Source organism: Janthinobacterium lividum, assembly GCF_034424625.1.
Classification (GTDB): domain Bacteria; phylum Pseudomonadota; class Gammaproteobacteria; order Burkholderiales; family Burkholderiaceae_D; genus Janthinobacterium; species Janthinobacterium lividum.
Window position 1 is genome coordinate 5,376,349 of sequence record NZ_CP139976.1, and the last position, 24,580, is coordinate 5,400,928.

Consider the following 24,580-nt stretch of genomic DNA (forward strand, 5'->3'; position numbering starts at 1 on the left):
AGGCAAAACTATGCGGGATGGCGCGCAGCGCGCCATTGATGCACTTCAATATACAGATATTTATTATTTGAAAATACACAGTTTATTGCACTTGTGCTTGCTTTGTCAGGCCATGCTTTTTTGCTGAAGCGTAACAGCGCATGGCAGCTATACTGGTGCATCCCATGCCGATCCGGAAAGATACACCGTGAAACTTGCCGCCCTGCTGTCCCCCCATCTCCTGCTGTGCGCACTGCCCCTGCTTGCCCAGGCGCAGGCGCAAACGCCCATCGTGCTCGACGGCCAGTACAGCGCGCGCACGGACGAGATGAGCCTGCAGATCATCGGCAACCGCGTCTGCTTCGCGCCCGACAAGGCGCAGTGGGGCCGCCTGCCCCGCCCTGCCGCCACGCACGATGCGTGGTTCTGTTTTTCCAACGATGGCGAGGCGCGCCGGCTGCTGCGCGTGCCCGCGCGCCAGGCCGACAATTGCGGCTGGCAAGCGCGTGCGCGCATCGTCATCGACACCTATCAACCGTATGTGGAGCAAGGCGATGGCAACGACATGGCGCGCCTGGCGTCGGTGGTGAAGGTGGCGCAGCCGAACGCCATCGCCTGCGAGTAATCAGCCCAGTTCGTATTCCTGCAGATACCGGGCAAACAATTCCCCATCGGACAGCGGACACGCCAACCCTGCGCCCCAGTCGGCCAGTAGGAGCTGCTCTTTCAAGGGCAGCAGCATGAGTTCAGGCATGGCGTCGCTGCACCACAGGTCGCACACGATGCCGTCGCCGTCCAGGCCAGCAAACAGGGTCTCCGTCGTCTCGCCGCCAAAGGCCAGCACATTCTTGCATTCCACCCGGTAGCTGCTGTAGCCCGTATACACGGCGTCGTACGGCGGCAAGGCATCGGCCAGCGCCAGGCGCAACTGGTCCGCCGTGAGGCCCAGCGCGCGCAGCGGCGATGGCGGCGCCTCGGGCACGTACATCTGCGTCCAGCCGGCGCCGCTGCGGTGCGCGTCGGCAAATGCCTGCTGCTCGCCCATCTGCGTCAGACAGTGCTGCAAATTATCCAGCGGCAGCAGTTCGATCATGCAAAAATCATCTTCGTGATAATAGGCTTCACGCATGCTTCAATTCTCCAGCAAGTCGTGCAGTTGCACATTGCGCCGCGACGTCAGCAGGCCGGCCCAACTGTCGCTCGTCACGAATGGATAACGCACGGCGCCAAAGTTCATCCACGCATCGCGGTATGCCAGCCACAGGCGCTGGGTGGCGCGGATGCCATCCTTGCCCACGGCGCCCGCATGGGTTTGCGCCGGCTTCTTCATGAGCTTGCCGTAGATGGCGTTGAGTTCCTTGTCGAGCGCCGCCGCCTGTTCCCTGGACATGCTGGTTGGCAGCTTGCCCGCTTCGTACTCGCGCAAATCGTGCGCCAGCAGATCAAGCTCGGCCGTGCGGGCGGCGATGCTCAGGGCGGCGCGGGCCGTGCCGCTCAAATCCGTTTCATAGTCCGCGCGCGCATCGGCAAACTTGCTTGCCGCCGCCTGCAGTTTTTGCAGCGACGCTTGCGCCGCGGCAGGCATGCTTGCGCTGACTTTACCTGTCGCCTGCGTGCGCACGCGTTGTTTCTGGCGCGCATCGATGGCGCTGCACACGCCCATCATGTAGCCGCTGGTGATGTCGTCGCACAAATCGATCATGCCGCGTCCGCTGGCATTGATCTTCTGCAAGTGTTCGATGCGCCCTTGCATCTCGGCTGGCGCCGCATCGATGCTGCACGCGTACTTCAGCGCCAGCAACGGGTCTTTCTGCACGCCCTGCCCATTCTGGTACAGCATCATCAGGACAGCGCTGTTCTGCGTGGCCATGGCGCAATGGCGCGCAGGACGCCAGTCCGCCGGCTTGGGTGAGGACATACTCTTGGTATCGTAATACAGGTCTGTTGCCTGGCACTGCTGCAGGGATGCCACGGCGGACGGCGCCGGCAAGTCGGCAGGCGGCGGCGCCGCATCCTTGACCTTCAGGCAACCCGCATACCAGGCCGTGCTTTCCGCGTGACCCACGCCCATGGCGCTGGTATTCGGGTACGGTGCGGGCGCCGCGGCAAAAACCGGGGCAGCCAGCAGGCAGCTCGCGCCCAGCAATATCGTTTTCAATAAGGGTAGACTAATTTTCATGGCCGGCCACAGGTAGCATCAGTAAAAGAACAAGTTTAACTGATCAGCCATGGCGCGCCCGCCCGATACGCGGCCGTCCCACGTGGTAAGTAACGGTACACAACCTTGGCAGTGCAGGAAACGATGGGCAATAATGTTGCCCGCTGTACTTTTTTCATTACCGGACCACGCCCATGACCTCACCCCGTCTTCGCCGTTCCCTCGGCTCCCTGCTGATCGCAGCGGCCTGCGCCTCGCTGGCAACGACCGTCCACGCCGCCGATACCAAGGCCACCACCCCAGTTGCCGCCACGCAAACCGATGCCAGGCACGCCATCACGCATGAAGACGTGTGGCTGATGAAACGGGTGGGCGCGCCCGTCGCCAGCCCGGACGGCAAGTGGGCCGTGTTTTCCGTGGTCGACAGCGCCTACTCTAGCCAAGACCAATCGTCGGACCTGTGGATCAAGTCGCTGCTTGACGACAGCCCTGCGCGCCGCCTGACCTCGTCCAAGGGCGGCGAAAGCGCCGTGGCCTGGTCGCCGGACAGCCGCCAGCTGGTCTTCGTTGCCAAGCGCGACGGCGATGACGCGGGACAGATTTACCGCCTCGACGTGGCTGCTGGCGGCGAAGCGCAGCGCCTGACCTCGCTCACCCTGGGCGCGCGCATGCCGAAATGGAGCCCGGATGGCAAGCAATTGCTGTTCATCAGCGATATCTATCCAGGCAACAAGACGGAAGCCGACGTCAAGCAAAGCGCGAAAGAGCGCAAGGAGCGCAAATACAGCGCCCGTTCGTATGAAACGACGGCGCCCCGCTATTTCGACAAATGGTTGACCGACAAGCAGGTGCGGCTGTTCATCGTCGACGCCGACGCCGCAGCAACCCCGCGCGACATCCTGTCGGGCACACAACTGGTCACCCTGCCGGGCTTTGGCGGCGGCCAGGGCGACGAGGGGCAATCGCTGGATGCCGTCTGGACGCCGGACGGCAAGGCCGTCGTCTTCAATGCGGCCACCAACCGCGATGCGGCCCAGCGCGAAGCCGTCGTCTCGCAACTGTACTTGCTGCCCGTGGCGGGCGGTGAAGCGCAGCGTTTGACGCAGGACAAGCACAGCTATGGCTCCCTGAAATTCGCGGCCGACGGCAAGACGCTGTTCGCGCTCAGCGACGCGCAAACGCCGGGCAAAGTGTATGACGTGAAACGCCTGGCCAGCTTCGCCTGGCCGATGAGCAATCCTGCGCCGACCATCCTGACGGCCAAGCTGGACCGCTCGATTTCGCGCTTTGTGCTGCCCGAAGGCGGCAAGCGCGTCATCTTCAGCTATGAACATGCTGGCCTGGAAAAGCTGTACTCGATCGACGCCAGGGGTGGCGACGTGCGCGAGGAACCATCCTTGCCGACGGGTACCATCAACTCGCTGAGCAGCGGCGGCAAGGCCCTGGTGGGCGTGTGGGAATCCGCCATCAATCCACCGGAAATCTACGCCTTCAACGGCAAGCAGCCGAAGCGCCTGACGACCTTCAACACGGACAAGGCAAGTAAAATCGACTGGCAGGCGCCCGAGCACTTCTGGTTCACCACGGCCGACGGCCGCCAGATCCACAATATGCTCGTCAAGCCGGCCAACTTTGACCCGAACAAGAAATACCCGCTGTTTACCGTCATCCACGGCGGCGCGGCCAGCATGTGGCGCGACCAGTTCGTGCTGCGCTGGAACTATCATTTGCTGGCCAAGCCCGGCTATGTCGTGCTGCTGACGGACTACAAGGGTTCCACCGGCTATGGCGAGGAATTCTCGCGGGCTATCCAGTTCGATCCGCTGAAGGGCCCTGGCGATGAAGTCAACCAGGGCGTCGATGAAGCCATCAAGAAATATCCATTTATCGACAGCACGAAACTGGCTGCCGGCGGCGCCAGCTATGGCGGCCACCTGGCCAACTGGCTGCAAGCGACCACCACGCGCTACAAGGCCATTGTCTCGCATGCGGGCGAAATGGACCTGATCATGCAATGGGGTACCAGCGATGGCGGCTTCGGCCGTGAAACCAATGCAGGCGGCCCCGTGTGGTCGAACCTGCCCGTGTGGCGCGAGCAAAGCCCCGTCATGCAAGCGGGCAACCACGAAAAAGGCACGGGTTTCACGACCCCCATCCTGATCACCGTGGGCGAGCTCGATTACCGCGTGCCGGCCAACAATGCATTGATGAACTTTGCCGTGCAACAGCGCCTGAACGTGCCGGCGAAACTGCTGGTCTTCCCGGACGAAAACCACTGGATTTTGAAGGGCGAGAACAGCCGCTTCTTCTATAGCGAAGTCGAGGGCTGGCTGGCCAAATACTTAAAATAAGAACACCACAGAACAGTCCATGGCGGCGTTGCATTGCCTAGTCGTACTATTCGTACTGCCTTCGGCAATGCGCCTTGCCCTGAACGTGTTCTGAGGCGTTCTTGAAATCTTGAAAAAATGAAAAAGCCAGGCTCCGCTCATGCGGGCCTGGCTTTTTTCATGCGGGCTGGGCGGAGGCCACGGCCGCCTTCTGCCGCTGGATCGCCAGCACCAGCAGCGCGGCGACGAGGCAGGCGGCGCCGGCCGCGAACAGGGCAGGATTGTAGGTCAGCATCAGGGTGCGGATGCGGCCCGCGCCGTAGGCGGCCACGGCGGCGCCCAGCTGGTGGCCGGCGAAGATCCAGCCGAAGACCATGCCCGCCCGCTCCCGGCCAAACGTGGCCCCCACCAGTTTCACCGTCGGCGGCACGGTGGCGATCCAGTCCAGGCCGTAGAACATGGCGAACAGGGACAGGCCGTACAAGGTGAATTCCGAATACGGCAGCCAGAACAGCGACAAGCCACGCAAGCCGTAATACCAGAACAGCAGCTTGCGGTTGTCATAGCGGTCCGACAGCCAGCCGGACAAGATGGTGCCAAACAGGTCGAACGCGCCCATCATGGCCAGCACGGACGCGGCCGGCACGGCTGACAGGCCCGAGTCGCCGCACAGGGAAATGAAATGCGTCTGGATCAAGCCATTCGTGCTGAGGCCGCAGATGAAAAACGTGCCGAACAATATCCAGAAGGTGCGGTTCGCCGCCACGCTGCGCAGGATCATGAACGGCGTGGCAAACGTCATTGTCGCCGCCGGCGCCGCCACCAGGGGCGTGGCCGGGTCGGCGCCGTAGGGACGCAAGGCCACGTCCTGCGGGCGGTTGCGCATGCACAGGAAGGCCAGCACGGCGACGGTGGCGCAGGCGGCAAACACGGGCATGACGGCCGTGCGCCAGCCGTAGTGTTCTATCAGCCAGGCGCCCACGGGCAGGAACAGCAGCTGGCCCGTGGCCGAACTGGCCGTCAGCACGCCCACCACCAGGCCACGGTGCGTCTCGAACCAGCGGTTCGCCACCACGGCGCTCAAGACCAGCGCCGTCATGCCCGAACCGAGACCCAGCAGGATGCCCCACAGGGCGACCAGGTGCCAGAACTGCGTCATGCGCGTGGCCAGCAGCATGCCCGCTGCGATCAGGCCCAGAGCCACGCAGATGACATTGCGCAAGCCGAAACGCTCCATCAGGATGGCGGCAAACGGCCCCATCAGGCCGAACAGCACGAAGCGCACGGCCAGGGCCGAGGAAATCTGCTCGGCATCCCAGCCGAACTCGCGGCTCAAGGGCTGCATCAGCGCGCCCGGCAAACCCAGCGCGGCCGACGACGTCAAGGCGGTGAGGAAAGTAATGGCGACGATGACCCAGGCAAAGTGCACGCCGCGCCGCTCCAGCCATTGCGAAAAAGATAGGGAAAGCATGCCGTCCTCATGAGAAAAAGTGAATGCCGGTCAGCATCAGCCGACTGGATTTTTCTCATGTTATATTATGATCGTAATTTATACAATCAAAAAAAACTGGAGCCACACTGCTGCGTGCGGCTCCAGTCCCGGCTTTAACGCATCGACAGAATGCGGCTTACTTCACCTTCAAGCCATTCTTCACATCCGTCACGCCTTCCACGCCACGGGCCAGGTCGGCGGCTTTTTTCACTTGCGCCTGCGAAGGCACGAAGCCGCTGAGCATGACGACACCGTTGACCGTTTCCACGTGTACATCGAGTGCTTTCAAGTCGTTGTCCTTGACGAGGTCAGCCTTGATTTTCGTCGTGATGACAGAGTCGGCCACGGCCGTCTTGGTGCTGCCGGCCGCATTGCGCGTCACGCAAGCGGCCTTGGCCGTCGCATCCATGGCGTCGCAGTTTTCCTTCATCGTGGCAGGCGGATTTTGCGCCACGTTGGTGCCGGCCCTGGCGCCCGTGTTGGCATCGGCCAGCGCGGCCGTTTTCGCCGCCTTGGCATCGGTCATGCACGTGGTTTTATCGGCCCCCGTGCGGTCGCCGCACTTGGCCTTGGCCAGGTCATACTCGGCATTGGCGACATCCTTGCGGGCCTTGCCCAGTTCGCGCGGCGTGTTGCGGTATTGCGCCACGGCGTCCGAATCGGCCTTGGCGCGCGCCACCTTGGCTTCCTCCACGCAGACTTTTTTCGCGTTGCCGCTGTGGGCGTCGCAGGCGGCCTTGGCCTGCTTGTAGTCGGCCGATGCCTTGTCCGTCAAACTCTTGTACGAGGCATCCTGCGCATACGCGGGCGTGGCGGCAAGCAGGGCGCTGGCACTGGCGGCCAGCATGAGTGCGATCATTTTGTTCATGATGGTTCCTCTCTGGTTAGTTGATGCCCAGATTAGACCCCTGCCGCGCGCAAAGCTCCGTGCGACAGCACACGCTGACAGTCCATTCGCATAAAAATCATCGCTTATTTGTCGCCGCTCAAGCCCTTCCGCCACAATACTTGCGCCTGTTCAAATGGTGAAACGGACTCATCAAATACACCCGCGCCAGCGGCCAGCGCCAGCCAGGCTTGCGTGGCGTGCGAACCGCCTGCGCCATCGCCAGCCGCGCGCACGCCGCGCATCCAGGCCAGCACATCCTGATACTGCCCGGGGTGGCGTCCATGCATCCACGCCAGGGCTACCAGATCCGCATAGCCCTCTTCGCGGCGCGTCTCGCGCAGCTCCTGCGCCAGCGGTGTCAACTTGCTCCGCTGCATGCTGCGCGGCTCGACAAAGCCGCGTGGCAAGGCATGCCAGTCGCCCTGCGCATAGCGCTGGCAGTGGCCGATCTCATGCGCCGTCATCGCTTCCATCATCAGGCCGTGGCGCATGGGTAGCACGCCTTGCAGGACACTGTCCGCCTGCGCATTGCCGCGCAAGGAGAGCACCAGCTTGCAGCGCCCTGCTGCGTAGCCCAGCGCCAGCGGCACGGCGCCGGGGGCATCCTGCGGCTGCACGATGATATCGATGGGCAAGCCTTGCGCACGCGCAAACGCGATGACGGCTTGGCCCGCCTGCAGCCAGCGGGTTTCCAGATCGGTGAGCTTGGCGGCAGCCACGGCGGACACAGGAGACAAAACGGTGAGCAAGCTCATCAGCAAGAGCGGATTTGGCATGGGGTCGGCGGGGAAAAGAGGATATACCGCTGCAGAGTAAGCGGTGAAAATATTTCCACAAGGAAAAACTGGCAACTTTTCATAAATAAAGACGAAAAAAAACCGGCGCAGAGGCACCGGCTTTTCACACTGATAATAATCAAGGTCAGCTTATTTCTTCGCCGCCTTGTCCAGCGCGCGGGCCGTGACGAATTCCGGGCGGATATCGTTGGGCACGGCCTTCATCTTGTCGAGCGCCACCTGCACTTCGGGGCGGATCACCACGTACTTGGTCATCAGGTCTTTCGCGCGCGCATAGTCGCCCGTCGCCTCGATGGTCAAGAATTCACGGTCCAGGTCGATCACGGCCTGTTTGATCTTGCCAAAATCGACGCCGAACTTGCCGTCGCCCAGCGATACAAAGCCGCCCTTGTCGAGGATGTAATTCATCTGGATGGCCATGCCGCGCGCATGCGAATCCGTCAAGCCGAAATGCAGGGTGCGGAAACCGGAGGCAAGGAAAGTGTTGTACAGCTTGCGCTCGGCCGCCTCGCCCTGGCCCAGGGTGTCGTTCAGTTGCCCCTTGTCCATCATGTAGCGCAGCGCGAACAGGCCGGTAATGTCCGCCTTGGCTTCCTCGATGGTGGAATAGGCTTCCTTCAAGTCCTGGCGCGGCGTCGATGGCTTGCCGTCCACCGTGGTCGCATGCGGGCCCAGGCCGTGCATGATTTCATGCGCGAGGATGTGCGTGAAGAAGGAATTGAAGTCCACGTCCTGCTGCGCCTCGGGCGTGAGCACCAGTTTCGAGATCGGCGTCAGGGTGGCCTTGAACTTGGCTTCCTGCACATTCTTCAACATCACGCGCTTGGAGCCGCGCGCGCTGATGATGCGCTCGTCGTTCGGCAAGTTGTAGGCGGCCGTCTGCACGGCCATGTTGCCGTCGCCGGCGCCGTACACCTGGTTGACCACCACCATCGGCGCCAGCGCGCCCACTTTCGGATTGCGGTACCGGGCGTCGAGCGGCAGGTTGTCTTCCAGTTCCTGCATGTGCCTGGCGAAGAAGTTCAGCTTTTGCGTTTCCGCCTGGTCGCGGATGTTCACGTAGGCTTCGAACGCGGCTTTGTAGCCGAACAATTCGTCGTTATACGTCTCGTACGGGCCGATGGTGATGTCGACGGGTGAATCGAGGTCCATCCAGGCGAAGTCGGACGGCAGATAGTCGTTGTCGAGGAAAGCCTTGGCGCGCAGGGTGAGGAATTTCTTCAGGGATGCGTTGTCCGTGGCGGCGGCCGCTTCGTCGAGCAGCTTGGCCAACTGCTTCAGTTCCACCTTGTATTCATCCGAATATTTTACTGTGTGGTATTTGCCGTCCTTGCCCGCGCGAATCGTCGTGAAGAACCATTGCGCCTGCTGCTTGTCGTCCGCCGTCAAGCCGTTCATCCACGTTTCCAGGCTGGCCTTGGTGGCGCCCTGCGGATAGAAATTGCCCGCTTCCGGCTTGTGCGCGGGAATGGCGATGCCAGCATAGCTGGCAGGCATGAAGGAGGCATGGGCATCGAGCACCGACCATGGGCCCTTGTTGATCCAGAAATAGTTCAAACGGGCCTGGCCCAGGGCCGACTTGTCTTTCTTCAGGGCTGCCCACAGCGCTTCATTGCCGGACCAGCGCTGGCGCAGCTGCAGCACGTCAACCAGCTTGGCCGCTTCAACCAGCTTGGCGATGGCCTCGCGGTCGCCTGCGGACAGGTGCGCAACATCGGCCGTCAGCGCGACGGGCGCATAACGCGCGCTCATGGCCGTCAGTTGCGCGGCGGTGGCCGGGGTTGCGGGTGCGGCCGCTTGCGTTGCGGCGCAGGCGCTGCCGACGGCGGCGGCCATCAGCAGGGGAATCAGGATGTTTTTCATGGGGCCTCGGTGTGTGGTTCACAGCAAGCAAGCGCCCCGCACCATCACGGCGCGGCCGCTTCCTTGTTCAGCCTGCGATTGTCCCACCTGCCCCATGGCATGGCAAGCGGCTTACCAGACCTTGTACACCTGCCCCGTCTGCGCCCCTTCCACGCTGCGGCTGTAAGCGAGCGCCACGCGGCTGGCGGCGACCGGTTCGAAGCCGTAGAAGAAGGGGCCATACGCTTCCAGCGATTCGGCCAGCACCGTGGGGCTGACGACATTGATGCGCACGCCGCGCGGCAACTCGATGGCGGCGCCCCGCACGAAACCTTCCACGGCCGCGTTGGTCATGGTGGCGGCCGTGCCGAAGCGGATCGGCTGCTCGGCCACGATGCCACTCGTGAGGGTGATCGAGCCGCCGTCGTTCAGGTATTCCTGCGCCACCAGCGCCACGTTGACCTGGCCCATCAGCTTGCTGTCCAGGCCCAGCCGGAATTGCTCGGGCGTGAATTCGGCCAGCGGGCCGAAATGCAGCTTGCCGGCCGTGACGACGACGGCATCGACCTTGCCGATGCGCTTGAACAGGGCGCGTACCTGTGCGATGTCGCCCATGTCGGCCTGGTGCGTGCCGCTGCGGCTGCCCACTTCGATGATTTCATGGCGTTGCGCCAGTTGGGCGGCGACGGCTGTGCCGATGGTGCCGCTGGCGCCGATGATAACGATTTTCATGATGCTTCCTAGTCTGGTTGAACGATGGAGCCAGTATGCGCCGCTTACAAAAAGGAATAAATGCGCTAGAATTTACAAGATTACTAACCTACAGTTTGCAATCAAGGCGCCATGGATAAATTGCGCAGCATGGAAATTTTTGTCGCCGTCGTCGATGCGGGCAGTTTCACGGCCGCCGCCGAGGCGTTCCGGATCTCGCCCGTGATGGTGGGCAAGCACATCAAATATCTGGAAGAGCGGCTGGGCACGCGGCTGCTGGCGCGCACCACGCGGCGGCAAAGCCTGACGGAAATCGGCCAGCAGTATGTGGAGCAGTGCCGCCAGATTTTGGCCAGCATCCATGCGGCCGAACGTGGCGCGGAAGCCATGCGCACGGCGCCGCGCGGCAAGCTGAAGATCACGGCGCCCGTGTCGTTCGGCAGCGAGTGCATCGCGCCGCTGCTGGCCGACTACCTCGATGCCTATCCGGAAGTGAGCCTGGAATTGAACCTGAACGACAGGACGGTGGATCTGGTGGAGGAAGGATTCGATGCGGCCATCCGCATCGGCAAGCTGGAAGATTCCGCCATGGTGGCGCGCGCGCTGCGGCCGTATGCCATGGTGATCTGCGCCGCGCCCGCCTACCTGGCCAGACACGGCACGCCGCGCACGCCGGCCGACCTGGCGCGCCACGAATGCCTGGACTTCATGCAATGGACGCGCCATGTACGCTGGCGCCTGGCCAGGAGCGGCGACGACGATGGCAGCCCCGTGCGCGAGAGCCGCTTCCGCTCGAACAATGGGCAGGCGCTGCGCGTAGCGGCCCTGCACGGCTTCGGCATCGTCATGCAGGCGGAAATCCTGATGGCCGGCGATATCGCCGCCGGCAGGCTGGTGCCGCTGCTGGCCGACTACGTGCCGGCGCCGCGCCCCATGCACCTCGTGTATGCGCGCGACCGCCAGCCCACGCCGAAACTGACGACCTTCATTGATTTTCTGCTGGAACGCTACGGGCCGGCGGCGACACCGCCGCCGGCCACGCTCACGTAACCGGGAAGCTTAGTTCACCTTTGCGGCGGGCGCCGACGCCAGCTTGGCCAGTTCGCCGTCCGGCTGCCAGCCGGCACCTAAAGACCTCGCCACGGCGACGGTCGCCAGCAGGCGCTGGGTCTTGATCTGCGCGGCGGCGCGGTCCGCTGCCAGCGAACTGCGCTGCGCGTCCGTCACGTCCAGGTAGGTCGAGATGCCACGCTCGTAGCGCGTGCGCGCCACCAGGTAGGCGCGCGCCGCCGCTGCCTGCGACAGGGCCTGGGCGTCGCCCTGCAACTGGCGCTGCTCCACGTCGGACAGCGCATCTTCCACTTCGCGCAAGGCCGTCAACAGCTTGGTTTCATGGTTCGCCACGGCTTCCGCATAGCGCGCCTTGCTCAACTCCAGGTTGGCCTGGTTGCGGCCACCGTCGAAGATCGGCAGGGACAGGGCCAGCGGACCAAAGCTGAACTGGCGCGAACCGCCCTGCGCCAGGTCGCGCAGCTTTTCGGAGGCATAGCCGAAATTGCCCGTCAATTGCAGCGTCGGATAAAACGCGCCTTCGGCCACGCCTACTTGCGCATTCGCCGCGCGCAGGCCCGCCACGCTGGAAACAAGGTCCGGGCGGTGCGCCAGCAGGCTGGCTGGCAGGCCGACAGGGATACCTGGCGGCAGCGGCAAGATCGACGGATCGGCGGCGACCGGCAATTGCAGCGCCGACGGCGGCTTGCCCGTCAGGGTGGCCAGGCTGTTTTCCAGCTGGTTGCGCTGGCGCTTGACTTCATGCAGGTCGGCCTGCGCGTTCGACAGTTCGACTTTCGCGCGCGCCAGGTCCAGCTCATTCGTCAGGCCCGCGTTGAAGCGCGCCTCGACCAGCTGCGCCGATTCGCGGCGCGTATCGAGCGCACCATTCAGTATCGCCATTTCCGCATCGAGGCCGCGCAGCTGCCAGTAGTTGCTGGCCACTTGCGCCGACAGCATCAGCAGCACGCCGTCGCGGTCCGCCTGCGCCGCCAGCGCCTGCGAATCGGCCGCTTCGACCATGCGCTTGACACGCCCCAGCAAGTCGACTTCGTACGACAGCGTGCCACCCACTGAAAAATTGTTGCCGCTGATGGAGCGGTTGCCCAGGGCCAGGCCCTGCGAGGTGTTGGCCGAGGTGCGCGAGTTCGAGATGCCCGTGCTGACGTTCACGCTCGGCCCCTGGTTCGCACGCGCCGTGCCGCTTTGCGCCAGCGCCTGCAGCAATCGCTCGCCGGCCGCTTTCACGCTCGGGTTGTCGCGCAGCGCGGCTTGTTCCAGCCGGTTCAGGGTATCGTCGCCGAACACGTTCCACCATTCGGCCGGCAATTGCGCGGCGTCCGCGCTACCCGCGCCATGGCGGAACGTGGCCGTGTCGATGCCGGCCAGATTGGCGGGCGCCTTGAAATCCTGGCCCACGGTGCCGCAGGCGGCAAGCAGCACGGCCAGCGAGGCGGCTGCGGCGATTTTGGTCATAACTGTGTTCATGATGTGTACCTTCTTGTTCTTGAGGTGTTTGCGTACGCGGTCAATGACCGCCGCCACCGCCACCGGGGGCTTTGAGTTTGTCGGCCAGCCACAGGGGCACGATGCAGGCCAGCAGGATGGCGCCGATCAGGAAGAAGCCGTCGTTATAGGCCATCACATACGCTTCGCGGCGCACGATGCCATCGATCGCCTGCAAGGCCTGGTTGCCGGCCGTGACGGCGTCATAGCCCTTGGCCATGAACGAGGACGTCAGCTGGTCGATGCGCAGCTGCGTGGCGCTGGAATAGGCATTGATCGCTTCACCCAGGCGCTGCGAATGGAAGTGCTCGCGGGTGCTCAGGGCCGTGGCCAGCAAGGCGATGCCGATCGAGCCGCCGAGGTTGCGCGTCATGTTGAACAGGCTCGAAGCGGATGCCATGTCCTTCGGTGCGATGCCCTTCATGGCGAAGTTCGACAGGGTCAGCATGACGAAGGGCTGGCCCAGCGCGCGCACCACCTGCGACCACAGCAGCTGGTCGTAGCCGGTGGAAGCGTCCATGTAGGCATTCATCATGCACGAGCCGCCAAACAGCAGCAGGCCGATCGAACACAGGATGCGGTTATCCACCGTCGACGACAGCTTGGCGACGAAGGGCATGATGAACAGCTGCGGCAAGCCCACCCACATGATGACTTCACCGATCTGCATCGGCGAGTAGCCGGCGATCTGGCCCAGGAACAGCGGCAGCAAAAAGGCCGAGCCATACAGGCCCATGCCCGTCACGGCCGACAGCACGGTGGCGACCAGGAAATTGCGCTGGCCGTACAGCGCCAGGTTGACGAACGGTTCGGCGCGCGTGGCGCTGGTGACGACCCAGCCCAGGATGCCCGTCAGGGCCAGCGCGGCAAAGGCGATGATGAAACCCGAGTCGAACCAGTCCTTCGAATTGCCCTCTTCCAGGAAGATGGTCAGGCAACCGAGGCCCAGGGCCATGAAGAAGATGCCCAGCCAGTCGGCCTTCCAGAACAGCTTCAGTTGCAGCGGCTCCTTGTCCAGGCCATAGATCATGCCGACGATCAGCAGCACGCCGGGCACCCAGTTGATGTAGAAGATCGATGGCCAGCCATACAGCTCGGAGAGGTATCCGCCCAGGGTCGGTCCCATGGCCGGCGCCAGGGTCGCCGTCAAGCCAAAGATGGCCATGCCGACGGCGCGCTTCGATGGCGGCAGCTTGAGCATCACCAGGGTAAACGCCATCGGAATCAGGGCGCCGCCGGTGAACCCCTGCAGCATGCGGAAGACGATCATGCTTTCCAGGTTCCAGGCCGCCCCGCACAGGGTGGAGAACAGCAGGAAGAAAGCGGTGGTGCCGATCATGTAGGTACGCAGTCCGAACACGCGCGCCAGCAGCGCGGTGAGGGGAATGACGATGATTTCCGCCACCAGGTAGGCCGTGGAAATCCACGAGCCCTCTTCCTGGGTGGCCGACAGCGAGCCAAGGATATCCTTGAGCGAGGAGTTGGTGATCTGGATGTCGAGCACCGCCATGAAGGCGCCCAGCATGCCGGCGGCGACCGCCAGCCAGGTGCGCCCGGAGACTTTCTCGTCGATCACGGGAAACGCTGGCGGCTTCGCCAGCGTGGTGGAGGGGCTGCTCATGGAAGCTTAGCGGGTGGCAGTCTGGGCAGCGGGAGCGGCGGCGTGGCGCGCAGCCGGCTGCGTTTCAGGCTGATTCACTTCCACTTCGGCGATCACCGACATGCCCGGCACCAGGCGGCCATTCATGGCCTTGATGTCTTCCGGCTGGAAGACGATTTTCACGGGCACGCGCTGGACGATCTTGGTGAAGTTGCCGGTGGCGTTATCGGCCGGCAGCAGGGCGAATTGCGCGCCCGAGGCAGGCGCGAAGCTGTCCACGGTACCCACCAGTTTCTTGCCCGGCATGGCGTCGATGGTCACGTGCACGCTCTGGCCTCGGTGCAGGTCAGCCAGCTGTGTTTCCTTGAAGTTGGCGGTGACCCAGACGTTGTCCTGCACGATGGCCGTCAGTTGCTGGCCCGGCTGCACGCGCATGCCCGTTTCCACGTTGCGCTTGCCGATGCGGCCGGCGACGGGGGCCAGGATGCGGTTGTATTGCAGCTGTTGTTCGGCGTCCTTCAATTGCACGCGCAGCACGGCCACTTGTGCCTTGGCCACGTCGCGCGCAGCTTGCGCCGCGCCAATCTGCGCCTTGGCGGCCGAAGCGCTGTCGCGGCGGGCGGCCAGGTCGGCCACGGCGCTCGAGCGGGCCGCGTTGGCCGCGTCGAGTTCCGCTTTCGATACGGCTTTCATCTGGCTCGTGTACAGCTGGCCATAACGGTCCGCATCCTGTTTTGCGCGCAGCAATTGTGCATCCGCTTGCGCCACTTGCGCCTGGGCGCCGCTGGCTTGCGCCTGCACTTGCGCGATCTGCGCATCGGCCTGCAGCACTTGCTGTTCGGCACTGGCGATCTGCGCGGCGATCTGCTCGGTTTTCACGCGCTGGTCGAACGGGTCGAGTTCGGCGATCACGTCGCCCTCTTTCACCATTTGATTGTCGTCGATGAAGACCTTGGTGACGACGCCGGAAATGCGCGCCGAGACGGGATGCACGTGGCCGGCTACGTAGGCGTTTTCCGTTTCCACGAAATAGTGGCTGCGGTACCACATGCGGGCGCCAGCGCCCAGGGCGACCAGGACGATCAGGCCGGCGATGATTTTCACGCGGTTGTTAGGTGGTGCGGAGCTGGCGGAAGCGGCGGGCGCGGAAGGTGCGGCAGGGGCCGCGGGTGGGACGGCACTCAGCACCTTGTGCTCTGCCTGGCCTGGCTGGTTGGACATACTTGCTCCGGAAATGAAATGATGTATGTTCATTATTGGGCAAAGAAAAGCCAAAGTCAAGAAATGAAACGATTGCATTTCATTTTAATTTGCACTACAGTGTGAGCCATCACTTACCTTCCACCTTATAAAGAGACCCAGACCATGTCCGATCCCGGCCTCAGCGATACCTTGCCTACCGATAAAGAATCCGACGACGCCCAGGAGCTTTCCTGCTGCGGCAAGCCAGCCGGCCGGCCGCGCGCGGCCGACATGGAAGCGCGCATGGAAAACCTGCTGCACACGGCAGGCTGCCTGTTTCTGGAAAAGGGGTATGGAAAGGTCAGCCTGGAAATGATCGCCCGCGAAGCCCATGTGGCCGTGCGCACGATTTATGTGAAGTTTGGCGGCAAGTCCGGCTTGTTCAATGCCGTGGTGGAATTGCGCCGCGCCGCCTACTTCTCGACCATGCCGGCGCTGGAAACGGATATGCGCCCCCTGCCCACCATCCTGGGCGAGTTCGGCCTGCTGTTCGTGCAACTCGTCACCATGCCGGCGGCCATCCGCCTCAATCGCATGGTGGTGGCGGAAGCGGCCACGCACCCGGAACTGGCGGAAACGTTTTACAAGGTGGGGCCGGGACAGACGCGCGAGATGCTGACCAGGTTTTTCAGCCGCCCCGACATCGCGCCCCTGTTTCGCGCGGAGCTGACGGCCGCCATGCTGTCGCTGCACCTGCTCAATTGCCTGCTGGGCGACCAGATGTCGCGCCTGCTGTTTCCGCCACAGGCACAACCGGATGTGGCGCAATTGCGCGCCAAGGTGGCGGTCAGTCTCGACCTGTTCCTGCGTGGCACCCTGCGCCAGCCGCTGGCGGACTGATGCGGGATGGCTGGCCGGGGAATTCAGCCAGGGCGGCTGCAATCTTCCGGCAGCGCCGCTTCGGCGCGTGCATCGCTCAAGCCCAGCGCCCGCAGGAAAGGCTGGGCCGCCGACGCGCCATCCACACTGAGTGAAGACTCACTTCCATCGTAGCGATCCGGGCCATAGCGCATCAGGTCGAACGAGGTTTCAAAGCGCTGCGCCAGGAAATACGTGCGGAAGTAATCGAAGGAAAACGCCACCTGGCCATCGGTCCGCAACAGCAAGCCATGCGCATACAGCGGCGCCAGCCAATCCCCGGCCGCCATGCTCCAGCCCTTCACGCCACAATAGTCGCTGGCAAAACGCTCCAGTTCCGCCTCGCTGAGGAAGACGGTCTTGGCTTCGAACATCACGAACGCCAGTTCGATCAGGAATTCGCGCGCATCGGCAGCCACGCCGGCGTCCACGCGCTGCGGCACGCCTGCCTTGCCCAGCAAGCCATCGAGATAGGCGCGCTCGCCTGCCAGTTGCGGCAGCAAGGTGGCAAACACATACTCGGCATCCATCTGCCCCGTTTCCTGGCCATTCGGCGTGTACAGCACCGACAGGGCGAAGTTCTTGCTCACGTCATCGAACTCGCGCAGGGACACCGTCCACTGCGTGCCAGCCGCGCCGCCATCGGCCGCGCCCGTGCCAAACTCGAGCACGGCAAACGCCGCCATCTGGCCCTGCGCACTGTACAGGCTGCCGGGATTGCTCTTGAACAGGATGCCCAGCGACTTCATCAGCGAACTGGCATCGCCCGTATGCTGGTGGCCATGGAACACGGCGTGGATATTCTTGTAGTACGCGCGCTGCTCGGCGCTGGCGTGCTCGTCGGCGGAGAAAAAGCTGAAGCCGGCATTGCCCAGCGCCGCAGCCGCGACACCCTGCACGCGGCTGCCCGGCACCAGGTAGAAACGCGCGCCGGGCAAGCTGGCCGCCTGCAGCAAGGGGCGCAGGAAGTATTCGTAGACATACACGGGCGTCGTATCGGCACAGGCGTCCAGCGCCACCAGCTGGCCCGTGAAGAAAATCGCATCGATCTTCTTGCCTGCCGCCAGGATAGCAGCCACATCCTGGTACAAGGCATGCAGCATCACGGCTTGCTCTTGCTCATCGGCCCGGCGCAAACGGACATCGGCAATATGAAGGGCGGTAAATTTTTTCATCGTTGCAAAACTCTCTCAGTACAGCGGAATTTGACCGTATCCCACGCTGGCAACATTCCTGGAAAAATCACACGCTTCCGTTGAAGCAAAAGCAAAACATGGTTACAGACCTCCATTCTGCCACTTTTTCCACACGGCAATACTCACCAATTTTCACAAGACACCGCTGCGCCACGTTTTACTATGCCGCAGGTCAAGGGAAATAAAAAAACCGGGAACATGTCCCGGTTTTTCATACTGAAAGTTAACTCTTTATCAGCGCTTGCGCGGCGGCGGCAAGTCCGTGCACACGCCTTCGTACACTTCCGCAGCCATCCCGATCGACTCGCCCAGGGTTGGATGCGGGTGGATGGTCTTGCCGATATCGGTGCCGTCGCAACCCATTTCGATGGCCAGCGCGATTTCACCGATCATGTCGCCCGCATGCGTGCCGACGATGGTGCCGCCGATGATGCGGTGCGTTTCCGCGTCGAACAGCAGCTTGGTGAAGCCTTCGGCACGGCCATTGGCCACGGCGCGGCCGGAAGCGGCCCAAGGGAAGTGGCCCTTCTCGACCTTGATGCCCTTGGCTTTCGCTTCGTCTTCCGTGATGCCGGCCCATGCCACTTCCGGATCCGTGTAGGCGACCGACGGGATCACCTTGACGTCGAAGTGCGACTTCTGGCCGGCAGCGGCTTCCGCTGCCACGTGGCCTTCATGCACGGCCTTGTGCGCCAGCATCGGCTGGCCCACCAGGTCGCCGATGGCGAAGATGTTCGGCACGTTGGTGCGCATCTGGCTGTCGACGTTGATGAAACCGCGGTCCGTCACCTGCACGCCGGCCTTGTCGGCGGCAATCTTCTTGCCGTTCGGGCTGCGGCCCACGGCGACGAGCACCAGGTCGTAGACTTGCGGCGCCGGTGCCGTGGCACCCGCTTCGGCTGCTTCGAACGTGACCTTGATGCCTTCCGGCAGCGCCTCGACGGCCACCGTCTTGGTCTTGGTCATGATGTTGTCGAAGCGCTTCTCATTGAACTTCTGCCACACCTTGACGGCGTCGCGGTCCGCGCCCTGCATCAGGCCATCCATCATTTCAACCACGTCGATGCGCGCGCCGAAGGTGGAATACACGGTCGCCATTTCCAGGCCGATGATGCCGCCGCCGATGACCAGCATGCGTTTCGGGATCTGGCGCAATTCCAGCGCGCCCGTCGAATCGACGATGCGCGGGTCTTCCGGCACGAATGGCAGCTTCACCACGGACGAACCGGCCGCGATGATGGCTTGCTTGAACTGCACGACTTTTTTCGAACCGTCGCCTGCCGTCACTTCGATATGGTTCGCGGAGAGGAACTGGCCCACGCCCGTGACGACTTGCGTCTTGCGCGCCTTGGCCATGCCGGCAAGGCCGCCCGTCATGTTCTTGATCACGCCTTCCTTGTAAGCGCGGACCTGGTCGATATCGATGGTCGGCTTGGCAAACGTCACGCCCGTGTTCGACATGTGCGCCGTTTCATCGATGACGGAAGCGACGTGCAGCAGCGCCTTGGACGGGATGCAGCCCACGTTCAGGCACACGCCGCCCAGGGTGGCGTAGCGCTCGACGATGACGGTGCTCATGCCCAGGTCGGCCGCGCGGAACGCCGCCGAATAGCCGCCGGGACCGCCGCCCAATACCATCATGTCGACATCGATGTCGACCTGGCCGCTGTAATTGCCGGCCGGGATGGCGGCAACGGCTGCCGGTGCTGCCGCCGGGGCAGCCGCCGGAGCTGCTGCCGCAGGTGCAGGAGCCGCCGCAGGAGCGGCAGCAGCCGCACCTTCAGCTGCTTCCACCACCAGCAGCGCGCTGCCTTCGGCGATCTTGTCGCCGACCTTGACCTTGACTTCCTTGACGACACCCGCGTGGGTCGATGGAATCTCCATGCTGGCCTTGTCCGATTCGACCGTGATCAGGGACTGGTCCACCTTGATGGTGTCGCCGACCTTGACCATCAGTTCGATGACTTCGACTTCCTTGAAGTCGCCGATATTCGGTACTTTTACCTCTACTGTGCTCATCAATCGCTCCTTACAGCAGAATTTTGCGCATGTCGGCCAGGACTTCGCCGAGGTACACGGAGAATCGCGCGCCCATCGCGCCATCGACCACGCGGTGGTCGTAGGACAGCGAGGTGCCCATCATCAGGCGTGGCTGGAAGGCCTTGCCATCCCATACCGGCTTGATCGAGGCTTTCGACAGGCCCAGGATCGCCACTTCCGGCGCATTGACGATAGGCGTGAAGTGCGTGCCGCCGATGCCGCCCAGGGACGAAATCGTGAAGCTGGCGCCCTGCATGTCGGCCGGTTTCAGCTTGCCTTCGCGCGCTTGCAGCGACAGTTCCGTCATTTCGCGGGCGATCTGCGAAACCGACTTCTGGTCCGCGCCCTTGATCACCGGTACCACCAGGCCATTCGGCGTGTCGGCCGCGAAGCCGATGTTGTAGTACTGCTTGAGGATCAGGTTTTCGCCCTTGGCGTCGAGCGAAGCGTTAAACGCGGGGAATTTCTTCAGCGCGGCGACGGACGCCTTGATGACGAATGCCAGCATGGTCAGCTTGGCTGCATCCTTGTTCTTCGCATTGGCGGCGTTGGTGTCGACGCGGAACGCTTCCAGGTCCGTCACGTCCGCTTCGTCGAACTGCGTGACGTGCGGGATCATGACCCAGTTGCGGTGCAGGTTCGGACCCGAGATTTTCTTGATGCGCGACAGCGGCAGCAATTCGGTCGTGCCGAACTTGCTGAAGTCCAGCGACGGCCATGGCAGCAGGTCCAGACCCACGCCCGAACCGGCTTTGGCGGCCGGCGCATTTGGCGCGGCGACGGCGCCCGACATCACGCCCTTGACGAAGTTCTGCACGTCTTCCTGGGTGATGCGGCCTTTCGGACCGGAACCGCCCACGCGGGCCAGGTCCACGCCCAGTTCGCGCGCGAACTTGCGGATCGATGGCGACGCGTGCGCCAGCTTGCCATTTGCGGCAGGCGCGGCGGCGGGAGCTGGTGCGGCAGCAGGTGCTGCGGCAGGCGCCAGCGCCGAAGCGACGGCGGCCGCTGGTGCGGCGGCAGCTTGCGCGGCAGGTGCAGGTGCAGCAGCGGCAGGAGCAGCGCCGCCCGTCGTTTCCACGACCAGTACCAGCGAACCCTTGGCAACCTTGTCGCCAACCTTGACTTTCAATTCCTTGACGATACCGGCATGGCTCGATGGGATTTCCATGCTGGCCTTGTCCGATTCGACCGTCAGCAGCGACTGGTCGACCTTGATGCTGTCGCCGACCTTGACCATCAATTCGATGACTTCGACTTCCTTGAAGTCGCCGATATCGGGCACGGTCACTTCCACCAGCGCAGGCGCGCCGGCAGGGGCGGCAGGTGCAGCGGCGGCGGGGGCGGCTTCAGCGGCAGGTGCAGGTGCTGCAGCGGCGGGTGCCGGTGCAGCGGCAGGCGCGGCCGTAGCGGACGCATCATCCGCCACTTCCAGCAGCAGGACCAGCGAACCTTCGGCGATCTTGTCGCCCACGTTGACTTTCAATTCCTTGACGACACCGGCGTGGCTCGATGGAATTTCCATGCTGGCCTTGTCCGATTCGACCGTGATCAGGGACTGGTCAACCTTGACCGTATCGCCTGGCTTGACCATCAGTTCAATGATCTCGACTTCCTTGAAATCGCCGATATCCGGGACTTTGACTTCCACAATGCTCATAGCTTGCTCCGTTATTTTATTTGTCAGATGGACCCGCACACACGCCAGGGCGGCACTTTCGCACCGCCCTGGCATCATCGGGTCCGCACAACGATTACTGGGTCACCGGATTCGGTTTGTTCGCGTCGATGCCGTACTTGGCGATCGCCTGCTCCACCACCGACACGTCGATCTTGCCTTCGTCTGCCAGCGATTTGAGCGCGGCCACGGTGACATAATAACGGTTCACTTCGAAGAACTCGCGCAGCTTGGCGCGGCTGTCCGAGCGGCCAAAGCCATCGGTGCCCAGCACTTTATAAGTGCGGCCCTTCGGCATGAAGGCGCGGATCTGTTCTGCAAACGCGCGCATGTAGTCGGTCGTGGCGACGATCGGGCCGTCCGTGTCCTGCATCAGCGACGTCACGTACGGCACGCGCTGCTCTTTCGACGGGTTGACCATGTTCCAGCGTTCCGCATCCTGGCCATCGCGGGCCACCAGGGTCAGCGACGGCGCCGACCACACGTCCGCAGCCACGCCCCAGTCGTTTTGCAGCAATTCGGCGGCGAAGATCGATTCGCGCAGGATGGTGCCGCAACCGATCAGCTGTACGCGCAGCTTGGCGTCAGCCTGGCCTTCCTGCAGCTTGTACATGCCTTTCAGGATGCCTTCTTCCTGGCCTGGCTTGATGCCTGGCTGGGCGTAGTTTTCGTTCATGATCGTGATGTAGTAGAACACATCTTCCTGGTTGGCGATCATGCGGCGCAGGCCGTCCTGGATGATGACGGCGACTTCATGGCTGAAGGTCGGATCGTACGGCATGCAGGTCGGGATGGTCGCGGCGAAGATATGGCTGTGGCCATCTTCGTGCTGCAAGCCTTCGCCGTTCAGGGTCGTACGGCCAGCCGTGCCGCCCATCAGGAAGCCACGGGCGCGCATGTCGGCCGAAGCCCACACCTGGTCGCCGATGCGCTGGAAGCCGAACATCGAGTAGAAGGTGTAGAACGGGATCATGATGCGGTCGTTGGTCGAATACGACGTCGCCGCGGCAATCCACGAGCTCATGCCGCCCGCTTCGTTGATGCCTTCTTGCAGGATCTGGCCAGCCTTGTCTTCGCGGTAGTACATGACCTGGTCTTTGTCGACCGGCTCGTACAACTGGCCTTTCGGGTTGTAGATGCCGATCTGGCGGAACAGGCCTTCCATGCCGAAGGTACGCGATTCATCGACCAGGATAGGCACCACGCGCTGCCCCAGGTTCGGGTCTTTCAGCAGGGTCGAAATGACGCGCACGAACGCTTGCGTGGTCGAGATTTCGCGGCCTTCCGGCGTCGCTTCCAGCACGTTCTTGAAGGCGTCCAGGCCAGGCACCGGCAGGGTTTCTTCCGACTTCTGGCGGCGCTGCGGCAGGTAGCCGCCCAGGGCCTTGCGGCGCTCGTGCAGGTAGACCATTTCCGGCGCGTCGTCGGCCGGCTTGAAGAACGGGATGTCGGCCAGCTTGTCGTCAGGGATAGGCAGCGAGAAGCGGTCGCGCATTTCGCGGATGGCTTCGTCGTCCAGTTTTTTCGTCTGGTGCGCCGTGTTGCGCGCTTCGCCGGACTTGCCCATGCCGTAGCCCTTGATGGTTTTCACCAGCAGGACGGTTGGCTGGCCCTTGTGTTCCTGGGCGATCTTGAATGCCGCGTAGATCTTGTGCGGATCGTGACCGCCACGGGTCAGGCGCCAGATGTCGTCGTCCGTCATGTTGGCAACCATTTCCAGCAGCTTCGGATGCTTGCCGAAGAAGTGCTTGCGCACGTAGGCGCCATCTTTCGCCTTGTAGTTCTGGTATTCGCCGTCGACGGTTTCCATCATCACGCGCTGCAGGATGCCTTCCTTGTCCTGTGCCAGCAGGGCGTCCCAGCCCGGGCCCCAGATGACCTTGACGACGTTCCAGCCGGCGCCGCGGAATTCGCCTTCCAGCTCCTGGATGATCTTGGTATTGCCGCGCACAGGGCCGTCCAGGCGCTGCAGGTTGCAGTTGACCACGATGACCAGGTTGTCGAGCATGTCGCGCGCGGCCAGGCCGATCGCGCCCAGCGATTCCGGCTCGTCCATCTCGCCGTCGCCGCAGAAGGCCCAGACCTTGCGGTTGTCGGTCTTGGCGATGCCGCGTGCGTGCAGGTATTTCAGGAAGCGCGCTTGGTAGATCGCCATGTGCGGGCCCAGGCCCATCGACACGGTCGGGAACTGCCAGAAGTCAGGCATCAGCTTTGGATGCGGGTACGAAGACAGGCCCTTGCCGTCGACTTCCTTGCGGAAGTTCAGCATTTGCTCTTCCGTCAAACGTCCTTCGAGGAAGGCGCGCGCGTAGACGCCGGGCGAGGAGTGGCCCTGGATGTACAGCAGGTCGCCGCCGTGGTCGGCCGTTGGCGCGTGCCAGAAATGGTTGAAACCGATGCCGAGCATGTTCGCCAGCGAAGCGAACGAGGACAAGTGGCCGCCCAGGTCGCCGTCGGCGCGGTTGGCCTTGACGACCATGGCCATGGCGTTCCAGCGCATCCACGAGCGCAGGCGCTCTTCGTATTCCAGGTTGCCGGGACAGTGTGCTTCTTGCTTGGTGGGGATGGTATTGACGTAGGCGGTGGTGCTGGAGAACGGAATCTGGGCGCCGCGGCGGCGAGCCAGGTCAACCATGCGCTCCATCAGGTAATGCGCGCGCTCCGGACCTTCATTTTCCAGAACGGCTTCGAGCGCGTCCAGCCACTCCTTGGTTTCCTGCATATCCGGGTCGGTGCCGATCTGTGTCGTTACCTGGTTCAGTTGAGCTGACATCTGTTGAGTCTCCTTTGTGAACGCCCCACCCCGATTTTCCGGATCGCTGTCGGACGGTATTTCGCTGATTATTTACTATTAAGTCGGTTTAGTGTGGGGATTCTAACAGCGTATTTACTATTTTTCAAATTACGATATAGCATTTCACATCATGAAATCACCCTATGAAATTTATGCTGCACTGCCGCAAATTCTGTCCGGAAATTAGGGTGATCAGAGTAGCAAATAGCGCCGAAACCGGAAAACTTGCATGCCCTGGCCGCCCCTGCTCTACGAGCACATCAGCAAACCGAATTAACACCCCAGTCGTCCGCACAGGCATACCGGGCCAAGCAGGCCTGAAAAATGTCGAGGGCAAGGCGCGGCGACGCAGACAGTACGCATGTACGGCAAGGAGCTACAACGCCGCCATCGGCATTTTCTCAGGCTCGCGTCTCTG

The 24,580-nt window shown here is 62.9% G+C and carries 18 protein-coding genes; 4 read left to right on the forward strand and 14 right to left on the reverse strand.

The features are described 5' to 3' along the window. Positions 1–187: 187 nt before the first annotated feature. Complete coding sequence (locus U0004_RS24295) at positions 188–604, forward strand: hypothetical protein (RefSeq protein WP_070256685.1); 417 nt, start codon at positions 188–190, stop codon at positions 602–604. Here U0004_RS24295 and U0004_RS24300 read toward each other — a convergent pair whose 3' ends face one another. Further along, on the reverse strand, positions 605–1,108 hold the full coding sequence (locus U0004_RS24300; RefSeq protein WP_070256687.1) for a hypothetical protein: 504 nt from the start codon (positions 1,106–1,108) through the stop codon (positions 605–607). A gap of 3 nt (positions 1,109–1,111) precedes the next feature. Next, positions 1,112–2,158: a lysozyme inhibitor LprI family protein gene (locus U0004_RS24305; RefSeq protein WP_081345638.1), complete on the reverse strand. Its 1,047-nt coding sequence runs from the start codon at positions 2,156–2,158 to the stop codon at positions 1,112–1,114. Positions 2,159–2,331: 173 nt separating this feature from the next. Here U0004_RS24305 and U0004_RS24310 point away from each other — a divergent pair, with 173 nt between their 5' ends. After that, positions 2,332–4,488: a S9 family peptidase gene (locus U0004_RS24310; protein ID WP_070256691.1), complete on the forward strand. Its 2,157-nt coding sequence runs from the start codon at positions 2,332–2,334 to the stop codon at positions 4,486–4,488. A 157-nt stretch (positions 4,489–4,645) separates the two neighbouring features. On the opposite strand, the gene U0004_RS24315 is transcribed toward U0004_RS24310, so the two are convergent. From U0004_RS24315 to U0004_RS24335, 5 genes are all read right to left on the reverse strand, one after another. After that, positions 4,646–5,938 carry an MFS transporter gene (locus U0004_RS24315; protein WP_070256692.1) on the reverse strand — a complete coding sequence of 431 codons (1,293 nt, stop codon included), beginning with the start codon at positions 5,936–5,938 and terminating at the stop codon, positions 4,646–4,648. Between the two features lie 157 nt (positions 5,939–6,095). After that, positions 6,096–6,827, reverse strand: coding sequence for a BON domain-containing protein (locus tag U0004_RS24320; RefSeq protein WP_070256694.1), 732 nt, complete (start codon positions 6,825–6,827; stop codon positions 6,096–6,098). A 104-nt stretch (positions 6,828–6,931) separates the two neighbouring features. Continuing rightward, the gene (locus U0004_RS24325; RefSeq protein WP_070256696.1) at positions 6,932–7,624 is read right to left on the reverse strand and encodes a hypothetical protein; all 693 of its coding nucleotides are present in this window, start codon (positions 7,622–7,624) and stop codon (positions 6,932–6,934) included. Between the two features lie 150 nt (positions 7,625–7,774). Then, on the reverse strand, positions 7,775–9,508 hold the full coding sequence (locus U0004_RS24330) for a dipeptidyl-peptidase 3 family protein (protein ID WP_070256699.1): 1,734 nt from the start codon (positions 9,506–9,508) through the stop codon (positions 7,775–7,777). Between the two features lie 111 nt (positions 9,509–9,619). After that, a complete protein-coding gene (locus tag U0004_RS24335; RefSeq protein WP_070256701.1) occupies positions 9,620–10,219 on the reverse strand; it encodes a short chain dehydrogenase in 600 nt (199 codons plus the stop codon). Positions 10,220–10,330: 111 nt separating this feature from the next. Here U0004_RS24335 and U0004_RS24340 point away from each other — a divergent pair, with 111 nt between their 5' ends. Next, complete coding sequence (locus U0004_RS24340; protein WP_034786568.1) at positions 10,331–11,248, forward strand: LysR family transcriptional regulator; 918 nt, start codon at positions 10,331–10,333, stop codon at positions 11,246–11,248. Positions 11,249–11,257: 9 nt separating this feature from the next. Here U0004_RS24340 and U0004_RS24345 read toward each other — a convergent pair whose 3' ends face one another. From U0004_RS24345 to U0004_RS24355, 3 genes are read right to left on the reverse strand one after another with little or no spacing between them, the layout of a single operon-like run. Continuing rightward, a complete protein-coding gene (locus U0004_RS24345) occupies positions 11,258–12,736 on the reverse strand; it encodes an efflux transporter outer membrane subunit (protein WP_080753676.1) in 1,479 nt (492 codons plus the stop codon). 40 nt (positions 12,737–12,776) lie between these two features. Continuing rightward, on the reverse strand, positions 12,777–14,375 hold the full coding sequence (locus U0004_RS24350) for a DHA2 family efflux MFS transporter permease subunit (protein WP_034786566.1): 1,599 nt from the start codon (positions 14,373–14,375) through the stop codon (positions 12,777–12,779). A gap of 6 nt (positions 14,376–14,381) precedes the next feature. Next, on the reverse strand, positions 14,382–15,575 hold the full coding sequence (locus tag U0004_RS24355; RefSeq protein ID WP_034786565.1) for an HlyD family secretion protein: 1,194 nt from the start codon (positions 15,573–15,575) through the stop codon (positions 14,382–14,384). Between the two features lie 144 nt (positions 15,576–15,719). Between U0004_RS24355 and U0004_RS24360 the strand changes: the two genes are divergently transcribed. Then, positions 15,720–16,436, forward strand: a complete 717-nt coding sequence (locus U0004_RS24360) for a TetR/AcrR family transcriptional regulator (RefSeq protein WP_034786564.1) — start codon at positions 15,720–15,722, stop codon at positions 16,434–16,436. 23 nt (positions 16,437–16,459) lie between these two features. Here the strand turns inward: U0004_RS24360 and U0004_RS24365 are convergent, their stop codons facing one another. The 4 genes from U0004_RS24365 to aceE all read right to left on the reverse strand — a co-directional run bounded on the left by U0004_RS24365 (position 16,460) and on the right by aceE (position 24,141). Further along, positions 16,460–17,629 carry a hypothetical protein gene (locus tag U0004_RS24365; RefSeq protein WP_070256703.1) on the reverse strand — a complete coding sequence of 390 codons (1,170 nt, stop codon included), beginning with the start codon at positions 17,627–17,629 and terminating at the stop codon, positions 16,460–16,462. 255 nt (positions 17,630–17,884) lie between these two features. Further along, positions 17,885–19,669 carry a dihydrolipoyl dehydrogenase gene (gene lpdA, locus U0004_RS24370; protein WP_070281363.1) on the reverse strand — a complete coding sequence of 595 codons (1,785 nt, stop codon included), beginning with the start codon at positions 19,667–19,669 and terminating at the stop codon, positions 17,885–17,887. A 10-nt stretch (positions 19,670–19,679) separates the two neighbouring features. Then, on the reverse strand, positions 19,680–21,350 hold the full coding sequence (gene aceF, locus U0004_RS24375) for a dihydrolipoyllysine-residue acetyltransferase (RefSeq protein WP_070257964.1): 1,671 nt from the start codon (positions 21,348–21,350) through the stop codon (positions 19,680–19,682). A gap of 94 nt (positions 21,351–21,444) precedes the next feature. Continuing rightward, positions 21,445–24,141 (reverse strand): pyruvate dehydrogenase (acetyl-transferring), homodimeric type, encoded by a 2,697-nt coding sequence (gene aceE, locus U0004_RS24380; protein WP_034786560.1) that lies wholly within the window; start codon positions 24,139–24,141, stop codon positions 21,445–21,447. Between the last annotated feature and the right edge of the window lie 439 nt (positions 24,142–24,580).